The following is a 16,243-nucleotide window of genomic DNA, read 5'->3' on the forward strand; positions in this document are numbered from 1 at the left end:
AAAATGGACCTTGCCACGCTCTATCAGCATCTTTTTTCATCGCACCACCGCCTGTACAGGCTGAACGGCAGCTCGCCGCTCGAGGAACTTGCCGTTGAAGCATGGATCGGCCGCGAAGGTGTTTCGATGCTTGGCGAATCGCGCATCCTCGCGCTCAGCGCCAATGCCGGCATCCCGCTCGATAACTTGCTTGGCCAGCGCGTCACGCTGACCACCACGCTCGCGGACGGCGGTCAGTCGCGCCGCACCGGCCTGATCCGGCAAGCCGAGAAACTCGGTGCCGACGGCAGTCTGGCCCGCTACCGCCTGACTGTGGTGCCCTGGCTGTGGCTGACTACGCAACAGCGCCACAGCCAGGTATTCCAGAACCGGCGCCTGGACGGCATCATCGAGGCCATCCTGCAGCCATATGCGCCCTACGCGCAGTGGCGCTATGCCGCCGGCGCAGAGCCCCGCATTGCGGCGATGGGGGCGCGCGCGCACGTGGCGCAATTCCGCGAGACCGACTACCAGTTCCTGTCGCGCCTGCTGGCCGAAGCCGGGTTGGGCTACACCGTGGTGGAGGACGGGGAGGCGCCTGGTGGTCATACCGTGGTGATCTTTGCAGACAGCGCGCTGCTGCCGGAAGACGCCGAATCGGCAGGCGCCGGCGGAATCCGTTACCACCGTGCGCATAGCCAGGAGGCCCGAGACGCGATCCAGCAGCTGATCTGCGAGACCTCGGTGGGCGTGGGCGGCGTGGCGGTGTCGGCATGGGATCCGGAAGCCAAGCGCGCGCTCCGGGCTCAAGTACCGGCCCGCTTTGCGGGCCATGTGAACCGCACCGTCTGCCCCGACCCCTACCTGTCGGTCAGCCTGTCGTTGGCGCCCGACGTGGCTAGCGCCCAGCGCGTCGCCGAACAGGTCATGGAAGCCATCGAAGTGCGGGCGCTGCGCTTCACCGGGCGCGCCTCGGTACGCTCGCTGCGAAGCGGCACCCGCCTGAGCGTAGTCGGCTGTCCGCACCTGCCGCCGCTGGAAGACGATGCCGCCGGCTATCCGTTGCTGGTCGACACTGTCGAGCACTGCGGCATCAACAATCTCGCGGCCGACACGCGAGCAGCGCTCGCAGACCGGCTCGGACCCTTGGACGCGGCCCTGTGCTTCGATACCCCGCCCGCGGCGCCAGAAGTCGCGGAGCCTACTGTCGGCCTGCCCAACTTCTTCGCTTTCGGCACCGTTGAGCGGCGCGGGCCTGACGACGCCATGAGGGCGGCCGCCCACGAGCAAGGCTACGCGTGCCTGTTCCGCGCCTACGATGCCCGGCGGCCATGGCGCGCCCCAGTGCTCGAGGGCAACTGCCCGCGCCTGTACAGCGAGTCCGTGCCGCTGGGCGTCCACAGTGCGATTGTGGTCGGCCCGGACGGGCAGGCCCAGGCCGATGGCAGCGCCGAGCATCACGTCAGCCGGCGGGGTGAGGTCCGGGTGCGCTTCCCTTGGCAGCGCGGCGAGCGCGCGGACGACCGCAGCAGCCGCTGGGTACGCGTGGCCCAGCGGCAGGCCGGCGCCGGCATGGGCTGGCAATGGCTGCCGCGCATCGGGCAGGAGGTGCTGGTCAAGTTTGCGGACGACGACATTGACCAGCCCTTCGTGATCGGCGCGGTGTACAACGGCCAGGGCGAGGCCGGCATCGCGCCCACGCCGGGCGGCAAGTCTGTGAACAGCGCGACGTTCGCCCGGCCCTATGATGCGAGCGGCATCTACGCGATGGGCTCGGACAACCAGCCGAGCGCTCAGGGCAACCTGGCCGGTGGCAACAGCCCCGCGTGGCATGGCATGGGTGCCGCACCGGATGGCCACCGCAACGCCGCCGCGCTGACCGGCTTCAAGAGCCAGGAGCATGGCGGCAAAGGCTACAACCAGCTGGTGCTGGACGACAGCGACGGGCAGCTGCGTACGCAGCTGGCCACCACGGAGCAAGCCACCCAGCTCAACCTGGGCCATGTGATTCACCAGCAGGACAACCGCCGCGGCAGCTTCCGTGGCCAGGGGTTCGAGCTGCGCACCGACGGCCACGCCGCCGTGCGGGGCCAGGCCGGCGTGCTACTGACCACCTATTGCGATGCGGTGACGGGCCGCGCGCTGCCTACTGGTGACAATGCAGCCGGTATCGCGCTGCTGCGCCAGGCCGGGGATCTGGTCAGGACGCTGGGCCAAGGCGCGACCACGCACCAGAGCCAGGGTCTGTCGACCGGGAAGGACGACGAGGCCCCGCTTGTGAAACAGGCCAGGGCCGCCGCCGGCATGGTAGATGGGCGCTCGCTCGAGGCCGCCAGAGACGATGCGGCCGCAGGCAACACCGGTACGTCGGGCAAGGTGCCGCACCAGTCGAACCCCATGGTTCACCTGAACGGCAGGGCCGGCGTGGCGATGGTGGCGGGACAGGACCTGCAGCTGGCCAACGGAGAGAGCGTGGTGCTGGCCAGCGGCCTGGACAACTCGATCGCTGTGTCCGGGCAAGCGCGCGTGAACGCTGGCCAGGCCCTCGGCATCGCGGCGGGCCTGTCCGCCGCCGGCGAAGGCAACGTCGGGCTGCAGCTGACGGCGGGGCAGGATGATATCGATCTCCAGGCGCAGCATGATCTGCTGAGGCTCGCAGCGCGGGACGACCTGACGATCGTCTCGGCCAACATGAACGTGGACTTCGCCGCGGCGAAACGCATCCGCATTGCGACCGCCGGCGGCGCCGCCCTCACGATGGAGGGAGGCAACATCACCTTCGAATGCCCGGGACCGATCACCTACAGGGCCGCGACGAGGAGGTTCGAGGGGGCGGAGAGCATGCCTTATTCGTTGCCGCAGTTTCCGCAGACGGCGTGTCTCGATTGCCTGCTCAAAGCGGCAGCCGCCGGCATGCCGTTGGCTACCGTGTAGAAGAGGCATCCATGTACTTCGCAGTCGAGTCGAGCGATCCCCAAACATGGCTAGATGGCCTGTTGCCACGCATTGACAGTTCCGCGGGGCTGCACTGGAGTGCCCTCGTCGATGGCGCGTTCGACCACGGTGCGGATCCCTTCGTGGCAGCTATCCCACGCCACCCCTTATACGGGGGGAGCGGCGCGCTGCGCGACTTGTTGTCGGCCTCCCCTTACCTGTTGCCGTTGGACGGGCTGGCCGGCGAGGAACTGCGCGCCATCATCCTGGCACTGGGCAGGCATTGCCAGGGCAGGCCGATGCTGAGCTTTGTCGCGTCCTGGGAATCCCCGGAGCGCCTGGCGCAGCTGTGGCAAGCTTGCTTGCAGCCAGTAGTGGAGGGAGACGACACGCGCTTCCTGCTGCGCTTCGCCGATACACGCGTGCTCTCCGCGCTGCCTGTTGCACTTGGCCCAGCCGCGTGGGCGCGGATGACAGCCCCTGTCGCGCAGTGGCACCTCGTGAGCCGGGAAGGCCCGATCGAAACGCTGCCCCTTGGCGGGCACCGAACCGAATTTGAAGCACATCGATCCGGGCCGCTTGAGCTATCCCAAGATGAACTCGACCGGATGGTGGACGCCGCGATGCCGGATGTCTTGCTGGACGCGCTGTACCGGCAAGCCCCTGGCATCCTGGTCACGACCGAGCGGCCGCAAACACATCGGCTCGTCGCGTGGGCCTTTGCGCTGGCCAAGCAACATCAGGTACAGGCCATGCCGGACATGCTCCTGCTGGCTTCGTATGCTTTGGCAACGGGCGAGTCCGGCTTGCAGTCTCCCGGGCTTCAGCAACGCTTGCGTGAATCACACCACTCCCCGGAAGCGTTGCGTGAGTATTTGCTCGCGGAGACATGATAGTGAAGGCCTCGACGAGGCCATTGGCCTTTTGCTGGACTGGTGTCATGGCATCATCCAGGCGCATAACGGATAACCACTGATGGCAACAAGAATGATCCGAGCTTCGTTTGTTGTGATGCTGGCCGCGGCGCTACTCGGCATGGCCGGGTGCGGCAAAGCGGAGGCACCGCAGGCCGCTGTAGAGGACGATACCCTCGGCGGCCAGATCGGCGTGCTCAATTACACCGACGTGCCGATCGGCGTTGTGTACGTCGATGGCCAATGGGCGGGAGGGATGGTCGCGAACGCTGGGGGCACTAGTTGGACAGGAGCTATATCTGTCCCAAAGCACTGGGATCCCAACTTCAAGGTCACGATCAAGTGGAGCGACGATGAGTTGTACGCCAAGGACAAGAAGGCGCTGTACACCAAGGAGGTGCCAGTCGAGAAGTATCCCCCTACCGGCAGCGCCTACTTCTATGTTGCGTTCTATCCGAATCAGGAAGTGAAGCTATTCCTGACGCGAGGCGGGCCAGGATTCGAGGGCGATCCATACGATTTGCCAGACCCAAAGGAAGCGTGCTTGAAGCGCCGCGCTCCAAAGGACAGGCGTCTGTGCTATCGCCCGGAATTGCGGGATCCCCCGGAACACCCCGAGCAAAACCGGTAGACGAGTCGCCGGACCTGCCTCATACAAGCCTCGTACCGCCAACTTCGCAAGACCGCAGAATCCATGACCGTCGTCCAGTTTGCGCCGCGATGCCCCGCCAGGCCCGATCCGGGCCGCTTAAGCTATCCCAGGATGAACTCGACCGGATGGTGGACGCCGCGATGCCGGATGTCTTGCTGGACGCGCTGTACCGGCAAGCCCCTGGCATTCCTGGCCACGACCGAGCAAGCGCAAACACATCGACTCGTCGCCTGGGCCTTTGCGCTGGCCAAGCAGCATCAGGTAGAGGCCATGCCGGACATGCTCCTGCTGGCTTCGTATGCCTTGGCAACGGGTGACTCCGGACTGCAGGCGCCCGAGCTTCAGCAAAGCTTGAGTGAATCACACCGTTGCCCGGAAGCGTTGCGCGCGTATTTGCTCGCGGAGGCACGATATTGAAGGCCTCGACGAGGCCATTGGCCTTCTGCTGGACTGGCGTCATGGCATCATCCAGGCGCATAACGGATAACCACTGATGGCAACAAGAATGATCCGAGCTTCGTTTGTTGTGATTCTGGCCGCGGCGCTGTTCGGCATGGTCGGGTGCGGCAAAGCGGAGGCACCGCAGGCCGCTGCCATTGACGACGATACGCTCGGCGGCCAAATCGGCGTGCTCAATTACACCGACGTGCCGATTGGCGTTGTGTACGTCGATGGCCAATGGGCGGGAGGGATGGTCGCGAACGCTGGTGGGACCAAATGGATCGGCAGCATCTCGGTACCGAAGCACTGGGATCCAAACTTCAAGGTCACGATCAAGTGGAGCGACGATGAGTTGTACGCGAAGGACAAGAAGGCGCTGTACACAAAGGAGGTGCCCGTAGAGAAGTATCCCCCTACCGGCAGCGCCTACTTCTATGTTGCGTTCTATCCGAATCAGGAGGTCAAGCTATTCCTGACGCGAGGCGGGCCAGGATTCGAGGGTGATCCATACGATTTGCCAGACCCAAAGGAAGCGTGCTTGAAGCGCCGCGCTCCAAAGGACAGGAGTCTGTGCTATCGCCCGGAATTGCGTGATCCCCCGGAACACCCCGAGCAGGACCGCTAGGCGAGTCGCCGGACTTGCCGCTACCGCCAACTTCGCTAGACCGCAGAATCCATGACCGTCGTCCAGTTTGCGCCGCGATGCCCCGCCAAGCCGTTTGATCTGTCGCCGAAAGAAAGATATCGCCAGAGCACCGGGCTCAATGTCTGTCTCAATAGACCGCTTCCATGCGAAGAGGAACTTCACTTCGGCTTCTTCTTCGACGGCACCCGAAACAACGCGGACAACGACCGGCCGCGGAATGCACAGAGTAATGTGGCGCGGCTCGTTGATCTGTTCGAGGTTGAGCCCAGGCAGAACGAACTGAAACGATATCGCTTTGCGACCTACGCGGCCGGCGTAGGCACTCCTTTCTACAGGGAAGTCGGAGATGTGGGAATCGGCATCCAGGCAGTGGCCGGGGCAGCAGCAGGCTGGGGCGGTGAGGCGCGCATCAATTGGGCACTCCTGCAAATCCACAATCATCTGCTCTTCCACTATCACAACCAGCCGCTGACGGACCGACAAGAGGATCGCAACTTGGTTCGTGCAATGAGCGCCGACTTGAACGCCCCCGAAATTCAGATCCCGTTCCTTGGCAGCAGCAGCGATATCGAGCGCGAGCTGAAGCGAAAGTACCGCGCCAAGGGGGAATTCGATCGCAAGTTGCGCTCAGGCGTTGGCCCACTCGCCTCCCTGACTGCCGTGGCGCGCACCAACTGGCGGGAGGTCAATACCAAGGGCCGCCGGCGCGTGCTCAACGAACGCAAGGCAGAACTGGCCAGGGTGCTGGGCAACCTGCCCCGGGACCGCAAGCCGATCATCAAGCGCATTCGCCTGCATGTCTTCGGCTTCTCGCGCGGCGCGGCGCAAGCACGCGTCTTCTGCAACTGGCTGCGCGATGCGTGCGATGCCAATGGGGACAAGCTCAGCCTGTGTGGCATCCCCGTTCAAGTCGATTTCCTTGGGCTGTTCGACACCGTCGCCTCCGCTGGTATCGCGCAGAGCATGATGGAAACCATGGCTTCCGGGCATGGGGCCTGGGCGCAAAAGCGCTGGCTGCGCATCCCCGGTCCTGACCTGGTCAAGCGCTGTGTGCATCTGGTATCGAGCCATGAGGTACGCGGCTCCTTTCCACTGGACAGCGCCCAAGGCGGCAACGTGGAGGAATTCGTCTATCCGGGTGTCCATTCCGACCTCGGCGGAGGCTATGAGCCTGGCGAACAGGGCCGCGGCTGCCGCGCCAACGGAACACCTGACGATAGCGCCAAGCTGTCTCAGATCCCGCTGGCGCACATGTACCGGGAGGCCGTCATTGCCGGTGTGCCTTTGATGAGCCCGTCGAGCGTGCCAAGCGAGTTGCAAGACCAGTTCAAGGTCGATCCTGATCTCATCGCATCCTTCAACGCCTACCGAGACGCGACAGCTACCTCAGGCACACAGCTCGACACCACGGTGAACCTGATCCGTCACCACTACGGCTACTTCCTGCGCTGGAGTCGTCGCTGGCTGGGCAAGGTGGCAACCATGCCGAGCGTCCAACGCGCGTCCAGGAACGACCGCACGGACCTGATCAACGCCGATGCCGAGCTGGCCGAGGAATGGAAGTGGGTCGGGCACCAGGACAGTTACGAGAACCTGGTACCGAGCTGGGCCCGAGGCCACTACACTGGCTGGCTGATGGAGGGCGCAAAATGGGTTGCCGAAGCTCAAGCCGCGAATCTCGGCGCCGCAACGGCGGCGATGGCTGGCTCGGCCGTGCGCCCCGCCGTGCAGGCCGCGGTGCCCGAAGCACCCGGCGGGTCGATTGCCTGGATGCCGGCAGTCGGCGCTGTGCAGGGCGCCGCCATGTTCTATCAGGCCAAGAGGGCGATCGGGATCAAGTTCGGCATGTGGAAGGACGTCAAGCGGGCTTGGGATAACACTGATGCACCGCCCGCTGTCGACGAGTTCTTCTCGCGCCATGTGCACGACTCCCGCGCCTGGTTCAAGCCCATGGGCGACGATGACGATGTCTGGTACCGCAAGCAGCAGGACAAGCTCGATGCGGCCGCCGCAAAAGCCGCTGCTCGCAATGAAGCGGCGCCCGCTACGATCACGCCCATGACGGCCAAGATAGGCGCCCTACCGCCTTTGCCTTTGAGCCCAGAGGAAAAGGCGATGCTGGAGACACAGGCTCGCCTCAAACGACAACGGGAAGCCAAGGGCCAGTCGGTTGACGAAGCGCTGAAGGACCCGGCCTATACGGATCAGCTGCCGCAACAGGCCAGTGGGCGGGAATTCTGGCAGATGTGGGGCTATCTGCGATGGCGAACGGTCTACGACGACAAGTACATGGACTATCGCGCCAGCTTCCCGCAACTGGCCGGATTGGACGCCAGCGCATTGAAAAAGCGGATGAAGGAACTGGATCAAAAGTTCAAGCAGACCCGCGCCCGTTCCGAGGCGGTTGGGAAGGCGCTGAGCAATTACGCCAGCACCGGGGCGATGCCGCAGGATCTCTATCTCGAGAACGTCGAGCTGTGGCGTGTCATGAACGCGACGGAAGCGGAAATGGCTGCGATTACAGTGTTCATGGAGGAGCAGGAGAAATAGACGCCAATGCCAGGCTCAGCCCCATGATGGCGCGGCCTTCCAGTTGCTGTCGCAGGTGCTCGGCCACCGCTGCGGCATCGTCGATGCCGGTGTCCGGCAGCAAGACGGCAAACTCCTCGCCGCCAAGCCGCGCGGGCAGGTCGTCCTTGCGCACGCCACCGCGCAGCGCATCCGCTACCGCGCGCAGCACCACGTCGCCGCGGGCATGTCCCCAGCGATCGTTGATGGACTTGAAGTGGTCGATGTCCAGCATGACCACGGAGACCGGACGTTGCTCCGCCGCACAGCGTGCGGAGTCGGCCGCGAACCGCGCGGCGAAGACACGGCGGTTGGCGAGGCCGGTCAGCGCGTCGGTGTCCGCCAGCGTGCGCAGCCCCTTGCCACGCGCCAGGTAGTGCCGAAACAGGCTGTGGACCACTGCCAGCGTGGCGAGAAGCAAAATGCCCAGCGCGGCCGCGCCGGCGCCGATCACGCCGCTCAGCCGCGCGGCACTGGCGAGCCACAGCTGCTTCATCGGGATCTCGTCAACCAGCGCACCGGTTCATGGCGATGCTTCAGCGCTGCGCACAGGTCTGTATCCGGCTTGCGCGGCGCGGACGACTCGATCTGCAGCAAGTGCTGCGCAACATTGCGGACGCTGAGCAATCGCTCGACTTCGCGCTGCAGCAGCGCATCCATGCTCTGCGCGCGCACCGCCTGCATGTGCCGCAGCGCTTCGCTCTCGCGGCCCTGCGACAGCTGAAGCCCGCGCCACAGTCACCAGCAGGAACCACCATGTCGCAAAGCCGGTGGCACCGCCCAGGTCGCCCCAGCCGATCTCGTCGCGGTTGGGCGCCACCGACACCGCGATGGTCCAGCCCAGCACCAGCCCGCCGATGATGACCCACGGGTAGGTGCGGTCGCGCAGCCGGGCGGCGCCATCGACGATCTCGCGAAAGCGCGGCGCCAGCGCCTCGTCGACCAGGCCGCTGCGCGCGAACTGCCGCAGGCATAGCGGGATCACGCCTTGGGCGATGGCCTCGGCCAGGATCAGCAGCGGAATGCCGATGAGGCAACGGACATGGATGGCGTAGTGCCCGAACAGCGATTCGCCATCCCACCCGGTCACGCGGCCATGGGCCACCGCCCAGACCACCAGCGGCAGCCACGCGAGCATGCTATAGAACAGCGCGCGCCTGGCCACGCCAAGGCCCTCGGCAGGGATCAGCCCGATGCGCCGTTGCAGCCGGTACAACACGTCGTCCCGCACCAGCGAAAAGGTATCGGCGAGGATCCCGGGGCCGGAGTCAGGACGCTCTGCATTGCGGTATGCCAGGTTCATGTCCGCTCCTTGGTGAAGACCCGCCGGGCCGGCATGGTGTGGACCGACGCTCGTGCGCCGCGGGGCGCCGGCGACTCAGCCGTCGCTGCGCTGCTGCGCGGGAGGCGTGGCGGGGGGCGCATGCCATTGTTCGGTCGGCACCATCACCGGCTCCTTCGGCTGCAGCACGAAATGCGGCGACATGATCTGCACGTTGTGACGGTTGAACTCGTCCTGGATCGCGGCATGCAGCGTAGACAGGGCGAAGAAGCGGCGGCGCGGGTCTTCGATGGCGAAGAACAGTTCGTACTCGACGTAGAAGTCCGACAGCCCGCGCTGCAGCACAAAGGGTGCCGTGGCCGGATCCAGCCCGGGCACCTGACGCGCGGCATTGAGCAGCATCGCATGGACCTGGCGCCAGGGCGTGTCATAGCCGATCGTCACCTTCGACGACAGCAGCGCGGCGCTGCCCTGGTTGATGTCCCCCGAGCGCGAATAGTTGTGCACGGCGCTGCCGACCACCACCGCGTTCGGCAGCGTGACCTGCTCCTGCCGCAGGTTGACCAGCCTGACCGACAGCGGACCCAGGCTCTCGACCCATCCCACCGTATCGCCGATGCTGACCATGTCGCCCACGCGCAGCGCGCGCGCATACACCAGCACCATGCCGCTCATCAGCTGGTTCACGACATTGGCCGAGCCCAGCGTCAGCATAAAGCCCAGCAGCACCGACACGCCCTTGAACACATCGCTCTGCGACCCGGGAATGTACGGGTAGGCAAAGGTGAAGCCGAGCGCCCATACCAGCACCGTGGCCAGGCGGCGCGTCGCCGGCACCGTCTCCGGATGCAGGCCCGGCACCGAGAGTTTGCCGCGCTCGGTGGCCGTGAACACGCTCGCGACCACGGCCTGCACGCCGCGCGTGATGAACAGGATGATGGCGACGACCAGCAGCCCCGGGATGGCGCCGACCACGGCATCGCCGATGCCTTCCAACAGCTGCCACAGGTATGCGCCCATGCGCGCGCCGAGCGGATGCGTCAGCGGAAACTGCAGCAGCGAGAATTCCAGCCAGACAAAGGCGACCAGCGCGAACAGCGCCACCGCCAGGATGCGCACGATGCGGTCGGTCAGCTGGTACAGCGCGGCGGTCCAGTCGAAGCCGCTGGCGATGCGCGCCTTCAGGTGCCGCTGCAGCGAGGCGTCCACCACGCGCCCCAGCAGGCGCCGGGTCCTGGTCAGCCCCCACACCAGCAATACCGCCACCACCAGCGCGCCGCCTGTGCGCAAGGCGCCGCGAATCAGTGTGGGCCAGTGCTGTTGCTGGCGGCGTGCGGCAACGACCTGGCCCACCTGATCGACGGTCTGGCGGAGCAGCGTCTCGAACGAGGCGGCCTTGTCTTCGGGATCGAGATCGCCTTCGACCACGGCCAGCAGCAGCCGCTCGCCGATATAGATGGCTTCACCGCGCTGGCCGGCAAGCTCGCCGGGGCTGGTGCGCACGGGCTGGCGCAGGTCCGACGGGGTCAGCGCTTCAAAGCGGTCGCGCGCACGGCGGGCACGCACGTCAGGCGTAACGCCGGCCAGCGTTGCGCGCAGCACCACGATCGGGCGATTCATCAGCCGGACTTCGACTGGCGCGGCCTCGCCTTCGGTGGCGGGACCGGTGGCGGGACTGGTGGCGGTATCGGGAGCGGCCTGCACCGCGGCGACGCCGAGCCACAGCAGGATGGCCAGCACGGAAAGCCGCCGCATCAGCAAGAACACCATGGTCATCCGTCGCTCGCGTGATTTGGGAAACGGCGGTGCCACCGCCGCGCGCGTTCCCCATCCATGCGGGCCGGGGACAGAGTTCGGTGCATGGTTACAGCTTGCGATTTGCAGCGGAAGTGAAACTTTTTGGGCGGCGAGCTTAGAAAAATCGGCGTGTTGCGCTGCGGCGCGCGCCATCACGACCGTCATTCCCGCCTGCGCGGGAACGACGGTCGTCAGCTGAGCGGCATGGCCCCGATAGCCCCGCCCTACGCGTACGCGTGGAAGGGCCGCCGGAAGCCGGCCGGCACCGCCTCCGCCGCCGGCTCGGGACGGGCCGGCGCGGCGGGCGGCAGGTTCAGCAGCGCGCGCACGTCCCGTTCGATCGTTGCCAGCGATGCCGAGCGGCACAGGGTGCGGGCAAAGCGGGCGTCCAGGCCGGGCGGCAGGCGCAGCCACATGTTGTCCGAGATCAGCAGCAGGCGCCGCGGGCGCAGTACCAGGCTGGCCAGCCGCAGCTGGTTCCAACCTTCGGCCAGCTCCGACGGCATGCCGAACACCAGCAGCGCCGGCGCCGGCAAGCGCAGGTTGCGTGCCGCCAGGGCCTCGGCCTCCACCGGTTCTACCCGGCCGATGCCCGGCATCTCGCCGAGCAGGCGCGCGATGCCGTGCCGGTACATCGGCATGTCGTCGATGACCACGGCATGGGCCTCGGCGCCGCACTCCAGCACCTGCGCCGGGGCCGGCGTTCCACGGTTAGTCCAGCTCATTCCTTCCTCCGTTGTCGGGCGCTGGCTTCGTGGCCAACGCTTTTCACCGGAATCAGCAAAGGGGATGCCAACGCCGGCAGGGCCCGGGCGTGCGCTCCCGGTCAGCGCTGCGACCCAGGCGGGCCGCGGGTTTGCGGCAGGCGGCGCATGCGGACCGGTGCGCGCGCATGGCTGGCATCGGGCCGGCAGGCGTTACGTGTAACGTAACGTGTTACGTCGCCGACCCCTGCCGGAGCGCAAGACCGGTCAGCAGCTGTGCCACGTGACGCTTGCGTCTGGCAGCGATACGGCCAGCGCGGCCCGGAACCTGGCACCGGCACCGGCATCGGCACCAGCATCCAGGTCCAGCAAGGTCCAGCCGGACATGGGTATGCCGTCGCGCGAAGCTCGCCAATGGCCCGCACCGCGACGCCAGTCGTCCTCCGTCGTATATGCGCCGGCGTCGACCGAGAGGCCGGTGCCGAGCGCTTTCAGCAGCGCTTCCTTGCGCGTCCAGATGCTCAGCAACGCGTCGGCCGATGCGGGCCGCGCGTGCGCGAGCGCCTGCGCTTCCTGCGCGGAAAATATGCCGCGCCCAAATCCCGGCAGCTCCGCCATGTCCGGGCCACCGCCACGCCGCTCAACGTCCACGCCGAGGCGGCAATCCCGCGCGAACGCCAGCAGCGCCAGGCCATCGGTGCGCGATACGCTGAAGGCCAGCCCCGTCTGCGGCCATTGCAGCACCGGCTTGCCGAATGGCGACACGGTCAGGCAGAGCGCCTCCGGCCGGCAGCGCAGGTAGCCGCCGATCAGCCAGCGCAACAGCCCGCGCCGGGCGATAAAGCCATCGCGGTGCCTGGCGTGCCGGTAGGCCAGGGCGCGCGCGCGCTCGTCCGGCGCAAGCGTATGGGCCAGCCGCGTGCATGCCGGATCGACCTGCGTGTCATCCAGCCTCCATACCTGCACCGCGCCGTCCGGCAACGCGAGGCGCGCCGGATCCGGCAGCACGAACGGCGCGAGCGGCGCGGTGGCTCCAAGGCCGTCATGCTGCATGGTGTGCCATGTCCGCGACGTCACGCGCCCGCCAGCCCTTCGTCAAGAATCGCCGCCACCGCCTGCAGGTTGGGTTCGACCACCAGGTCGAAATGGCTGCACGGCACCTCGGCGATGGTCAGGCCGCCCAGCGCGACACGCCGCCACAACGACAACGGATCGCCGCGCTGCTGCTGCCTGACCGCGGCGCGCAGATAGAGCACCGGGCCGCCGTGGTATGGGCGCGGCCGATATGTCGTCATGGCGCGCACCATGGTCTCGCGCACCTGCCGCAGCGCCGGCGGCAGCGATTCGGTAAATGCATCGGGCTTGCAGGTGATGCCGCCGCGACGCATGCCCACGCCTTCTGCGGCGCGATTCAGCGCGTACTTCAGGTAGCGCACGCGCTGTGCCGCCGGCACCGCGCGCAGCTTGCGCAACTGCCAGCCGGGATAGTTCCAGCAGTAGCGCATCCAGGTGCGCCACGGCAGGAAATGCTCGCAGACATAGGTGTCGAGCAGGCACAGCAGCTCGACCTGCTCGCCCGCGCGCGTCAGCTGTTGCGCCATCTCGAACACCACCAGTCCGCCGAACGAGTAGCCGGCCAGCGCGTACGGGCCGCTCGGCTGCAGGCTGCGGATCTGCTCGATGTAGCAGGCCGCCATGTCCTCGACGCGTCGCTGCGTCGGCTGTTCGCCGTCGAGGCCGCGCGCCTGCAGCCCGTAGACCGGGCGCGAGGTGCGCAGCGCGTTGACCATGCCCCAGCACTCCATCACCGAGCCGCTCGCCCCATGCACCAGGAACAGCGGCGATCCGGTGCCGCCGCGCACAGGCACCAGGTTGGGCGACGGCCGCGGGGATGCAGCTTCGTCGATCGCCGCGGCCAGGCCGGCGATGGTGGGCGTGAACAGCAGCGTCGCCAGGGGAATCGTGCGGCCGGTGGACTGGTGCACGTCGGCCAGCATCCGCGCGGCCAGCAGCGAATGGCCGCCAAGATCGAAGAAGTTGTCGTCGCGGCCAATCGGGGCGAAGTCGAACAAGCGCTCCCACAGGGCCCGCAAATGGCGCTCGAGCTGCTCGCGCGACGTGCCGGGGGCGGGCAGTTCGCGCGCGGCCAGGTTCAGCGCCGGATGATTGCGGATGGCGTCGAGGCACTCGGGATTGCGCAACGCGGCGGCATTGCCCACCGGCAGGCCGTTGACCGCATTGCGCGCGGCCGCTTCGGAAAACTTGCCGTTGTGCGTGACCGGCAGCGCCGGCACGGCCAGGATGCGGTCGGGCACATGCGTGGGCGAGGCGCGGCGCGCCAGGTCGCGGCGCACGCGCGCGGCCAGCGCGCCGGTCAGCGCGATGCCGTCCTGCAACACCAGCAGCAGCACCATGCGTTGCTCGTACCGCTCGGCGCGGGTGCGGTCGGGCGGTGCCGTGCGTGCGCGCTGCTCGACCACCATCGCCTCGCGGATCTGCGGGATATCGCGCAGCACCCGATAGATCTCGCCCGGCCCGACATTGACGCCGCGCACATTGAGCACGCCGTCGGAGCGGCCATGCAGGCGCGCCGTGCCTTCGGGCGGAAACTCGATCCGGTCGCCGTGGGTCCAGACCCCCGCATTCGCCGAAAAATACGCCTTGTGGAAGCCCTGGCCGTCGACGTCGCCATAGAAGCCCAGCGGCCGCGACGGGAACGGGTTGGCGCACACCAGCTCGCCGATGCCGCTGGTGGGCGCGCCGTGTTCCCACGCCTGCACATCGAGCGCCAGGCTCTTGCACTGCGCTTCGCCCGCATAGACCGGCAGGTTAGGATTGCCCAGCACGAAGCAGCCGAGGATATCGGTGCCGCCTGAGATCGACTGCAGCGGCAGCGCCTTGACGTGATCGCGCACCCATTCGAACTGCGCATCGAACAGCACCGAACCGGTAGACATCATCGCGCGCAGTGCGCCCAGGTCGAACTGCTGGCCCGGCACCAGGCCGGCGTCCTCGCACATCTTCAGGTAGGCGGGGCTGGTGCCGAACACCGTGACGCGCTCGTCCGCGACCAGCCGCCACAGCGCGTCGACCGTGGCGATCGGGCCGTCATAGGTGACGATCTCGGTGCCGGACGCCAGCGCCGACAGCTGCCAGTTCCACATCATCCACGCGCAGGTGGTATGGAAGTACATGCGGTCGCCGGGCCGCAGGTCGCAGTGCAGCCGGTGCTCCTTCAGATGCTCCAGCAGGCTGCCGCCGGCGCCGTGCACGATGCACTTGGGCTTGCCGGTGGTGCCCGACGAAAACATGATGAAGAGCGGATGGTTGAACGCGAAGCGCTGGAAAGAGAACCGCTGCGCATCGCCACGGTCGATCAGGTCTGCCAGCGCATGGATCGGCTGGTTGACGGTGGCGGGCAAGGCGCCGTCGTCGAGCTGGATGATGCCCTGCAGCGAAGGCAGCGCGGCAGCCAGGCCGGCGACGTTGTCAGCCAGCGGGATGCCGGTGTCGAAGGCGCGCTGCGCGGTGTGCGCGAGCAGCAGCCGCGGCGCCAGCGGCGCGAAGCGGTCGAGCAGGGTCTCGACGCTCATCTCGGCCGCGGCCGTAGACAGCGTGGCGCCGAGCGCGGTCACCGCCAGTGCGGCGACGATGGCTTCCGCGTCGTTGCGCATCACGCCTACCACGCGGTCGCCTTCGCGCAGGCCCAGCTGCGACAAGGCCTGTGCCGCGCGCGCGACGCGCTCGCGCAGCTCGCCGCGGCTCAGGCGTTCACGCCGGCCGTCGGCGTGGCAGGCGGTCAGCGCCGGCGCATCGGGCCCTGCGATCTCCAGCCCGAGCAGGTTGTCCGCATAGTTGAGCAGCAGGTTCGGGAAGAAGCGGGCATGCTCGCAATCGTCGCCGACGCAGACCGGTTCCGGACTGCCCGACCATGCCAGCCCCTGTGACCACTGCAGGAAGCAGCGCCAGAATGTTCGGTAGTCCCGTACCGAGAAATCGTGCAGCGCGCCATAGCTGTGGAACGACTGGCCGGTACGCGCCTGCAGCGCCGCGATGAATGCGGTCATCTGCGACGCCACCGCGCGCTCGGGCGAGCTGACGTAAATGGGAGTGCGACCCTGGTTGACGCTCGGGCAGAACGAGGCGTCCAACAAATAAAATCGATCCATCCGATTCTCCTGAGAGACCGGCGCACGCCATTCGAAGTGATGGCGTGTTCATGGGATCGAGATTAATGGCTGGCGAATTCTGGTCTGTGCGTCATCGCACGCATGTCCGGCAGGCCAGAGTGAGGCGAGTCCGCTTGCGCCACGGCACGCGGGCCTG

12 protein-coding genes are annotated in these 16,243 nt (G+C 67.0%); 6 read left to right on the plus strand and 6 right to left on the minus strand.

Annotated elements, in window-relative coordinates:
* Positions 1–3: 3 nt before the first annotated feature.
* The 6 genes from A2G96_RS22410 (at position 4) to A2G96_RS22435 (ending at position 8,116) form a co-directional block, all read left to right on the plus strand.
* The gene (locus A2G96_RS22410; protein ID WP_062802431.1) at positions 4–2,913 is read left to right on the plus strand and encodes a type VI secretion system Vgr family protein; all 2,910 of its coding nucleotides are present in this window, start codon (positions 4–6) and stop codon (positions 2,911–2,913) included.
* Between the two features lie 11 nt (positions 2,914–2,924).
* A complete protein-coding gene (locus tag A2G96_RS22415; RefSeq protein WP_062802432.1) occupies positions 2,925–3,806 on the plus strand; it encodes a DUF4123 domain-containing protein in 882 nt (293 codons plus the stop codon).
* A gap of 82 nt (positions 3,807–3,888) precedes the next feature.
* On the plus strand, positions 3,889–4,458 hold the full coding sequence (locus tag A2G96_RS22420) for a DUF3304 domain-containing protein (RefSeq protein WP_062802433.1): 570 nt from the start codon (positions 3,889–3,891) through the stop codon (positions 4,456–4,458).
* Between the two features lie 63 nt (positions 4,459–4,521).
* Entirely contained in the window at positions 4,522–4,896 is a 375-nt protein-coding gene (locus A2G96_RS22425; protein WP_150124232.1) for a hypothetical protein, read from the plus strand.
* A gap of 76 nt (positions 4,897–4,972) precedes the next feature.
* Positions 4,973–5,545 (plus strand): DUF3304 domain-containing protein, encoded by a 573-nt coding sequence (locus A2G96_RS22430; RefSeq protein WP_062802435.1) that lies wholly within the window; start codon positions 4,973–4,975, stop codon positions 5,543–5,545.
* Between the two features lie 51 nt (positions 5,546–5,596).
* Positions 5,597–8,116: a T6SS phospholipase effector Tle1-like catalytic domain-containing protein gene (locus A2G96_RS22435; RefSeq protein WP_062802436.1), complete on the plus strand. Its 2,520-nt coding sequence runs from the start codon at positions 5,597–5,599 to the stop codon at positions 8,114–8,116.
* On the opposite strand, the gene A2G96_RS22440 is transcribed toward A2G96_RS22435, so the two are convergent.
* The 6 genes from A2G96_RS22440 to A2G96_RS22465 all read right to left on the minus strand — a co-directional run bounded on the left by A2G96_RS22440 (position 8,094) and on the right by A2G96_RS22465 (position 16,086).
* Positions 8,094–8,630, minus strand: coding sequence for a diguanylate cyclase (locus tag A2G96_RS22440; RefSeq protein ID WP_062802437.1), 537 nt, complete (start codon positions 8,628–8,630; stop codon positions 8,094–8,096). The two genes, A2G96_RS22435 and A2G96_RS22440, sit on opposite strands and share 23 nt — an antisense overlap.
* Positions 8,627–8,818: a hypothetical protein gene (locus A2G96_RS34155; RefSeq protein WP_231909721.1), complete on the minus strand. Its 192-nt coding sequence runs from the start codon at positions 8,816–8,818 to the stop codon at positions 8,627–8,629. The genes A2G96_RS22440 and A2G96_RS34155 overlap by 4 nt, the downstream gene beginning before the upstream one ends.
* A gap of 694 nt (positions 8,819–9,512) precedes the next feature.
* Complete coding sequence (locus A2G96_RS22450) at positions 9,513–11,192, minus strand: mechanosensitive ion channel family protein (RefSeq protein ID WP_231909722.1); 1,680 nt, start codon at positions 11,190–11,192, stop codon at positions 9,513–9,515.
* Positions 11,193–11,437: 245 nt separating this feature from the next.
* Positions 11,438–11,938, minus strand: a complete 501-nt coding sequence (locus tag A2G96_RS22455) for a helix-turn-helix domain-containing protein (protein ID WP_062802439.1) — start codon at positions 11,936–11,938, stop codon at positions 11,438–11,440.
* Between the two features lie 246 nt (positions 11,939–12,184).
* Positions 12,185–12,970 (minus strand): 4'-phosphopantetheinyl transferase family protein, encoded by a 786-nt coding sequence (locus A2G96_RS22460; RefSeq protein ID WP_062802440.1) that lies wholly within the window; start codon positions 12,968–12,970, stop codon positions 12,185–12,187.
* Between the two features lie 20 nt (positions 12,971–12,990).
* Complete coding sequence (locus A2G96_RS22465; protein ID WP_062802441.1) at positions 12,991–16,086, minus strand: acetoacetate--CoA ligase; 3,096 nt, start codon at positions 16,084–16,086, stop codon at positions 12,991–12,993.
* Between the last annotated feature and the right edge of the window lie 157 nt (positions 16,087–16,243).

It is taken from the genome of Cupriavidus nantongensis (assembly GCF_001598055.1).
GTDB lineage: Bacteria > Pseudomonadota > Gammaproteobacteria > Burkholderiales > Burkholderiaceae > Cupriavidus > Cupriavidus nantongensis.

Excerpts from the sequence above, each read along its gene's own strand:
- A2G96_RS22430 (WP_062802435.1), top strand. The coding sequence starts at position 4,973 with ATGGCAACAAGAATGATCCGAGCTTCGTTTGTTGTGATTCTGGCCGCG.
- A2G96_RS22465 (WP_062802441.1), bottom strand. The coding sequence starts at position 16,086 with ATGGATCGATTTTATTTGTTGGACGCCTCGTTCTGCCCGAGCGTCAAC.
- A2G96_RS22450 (WP_231909722.1), bottom strand. The coding sequence starts at position 11,192 with ATGACCATGGTGTTCTTGCTGATGCGGCGGCTTTCCGTGCTGGCCATC.
- A2G96_RS22455 (WP_062802439.1), bottom strand. The coding sequence starts at position 11,938 with ATGAGCTGGACTAACCGTGGAACGCCGGCCCCGGCGCAGGTGCTGGAG.
- A2G96_RS22410 (WP_062802431.1), top strand. The coding sequence starts at position 4 with ATGGACCTTGCCACGCTCTATCAGCATCTTTTTTCATCGCACCACCGC.
- A2G96_RS22460 (WP_062802440.1), bottom strand. The coding sequence starts at position 12,970 with ATGCAGCATGACGGCCTTGGAGCCACCGCGCCGCTCGCGCCGTTCGTG.
- A2G96_RS22415 (WP_062802432.1), top strand. The coding sequence starts at position 2,925 with ATGTACTTCGCAGTCGAGTCGAGCGATCCCCAAACATGGCTAGATGGC.
- A2G96_RS22435 (WP_062802436.1), top strand. The coding sequence starts at position 5,597 with ATGACCGTCGTCCAGTTTGCGCCGCGATGCCCCGCCAAGCCGTTTGAT.
- A2G96_RS22420 (WP_062802433.1), top strand. The coding sequence starts at position 3,889 with ATGGCAACAAGAATGATCCGAGCTTCGTTTGTTGTGATGCTGGCCGCG.
- A2G96_RS34155 (WP_231909721.1), bottom strand. The coding sequence starts at position 8,818 with ATGCAGGCGGTGCGCGCGCAGAGCATGGATGCGCTGCTGCAGCGCGAA.
- A2G96_RS22440 (WP_062802437.1), bottom strand. The coding sequence starts at position 8,630 with ATGAAGCAGCTGTGGCTCGCCAGTGCCGCGCGGCTGAGCGGCGTGATC.
- A2G96_RS22425 (WP_150124232.1), top strand. The coding sequence starts at position 4,522 with ATGACCGTCGTCCAGTTTGCGCCGCGATGCCCCGCCAGGCCCGATCCG.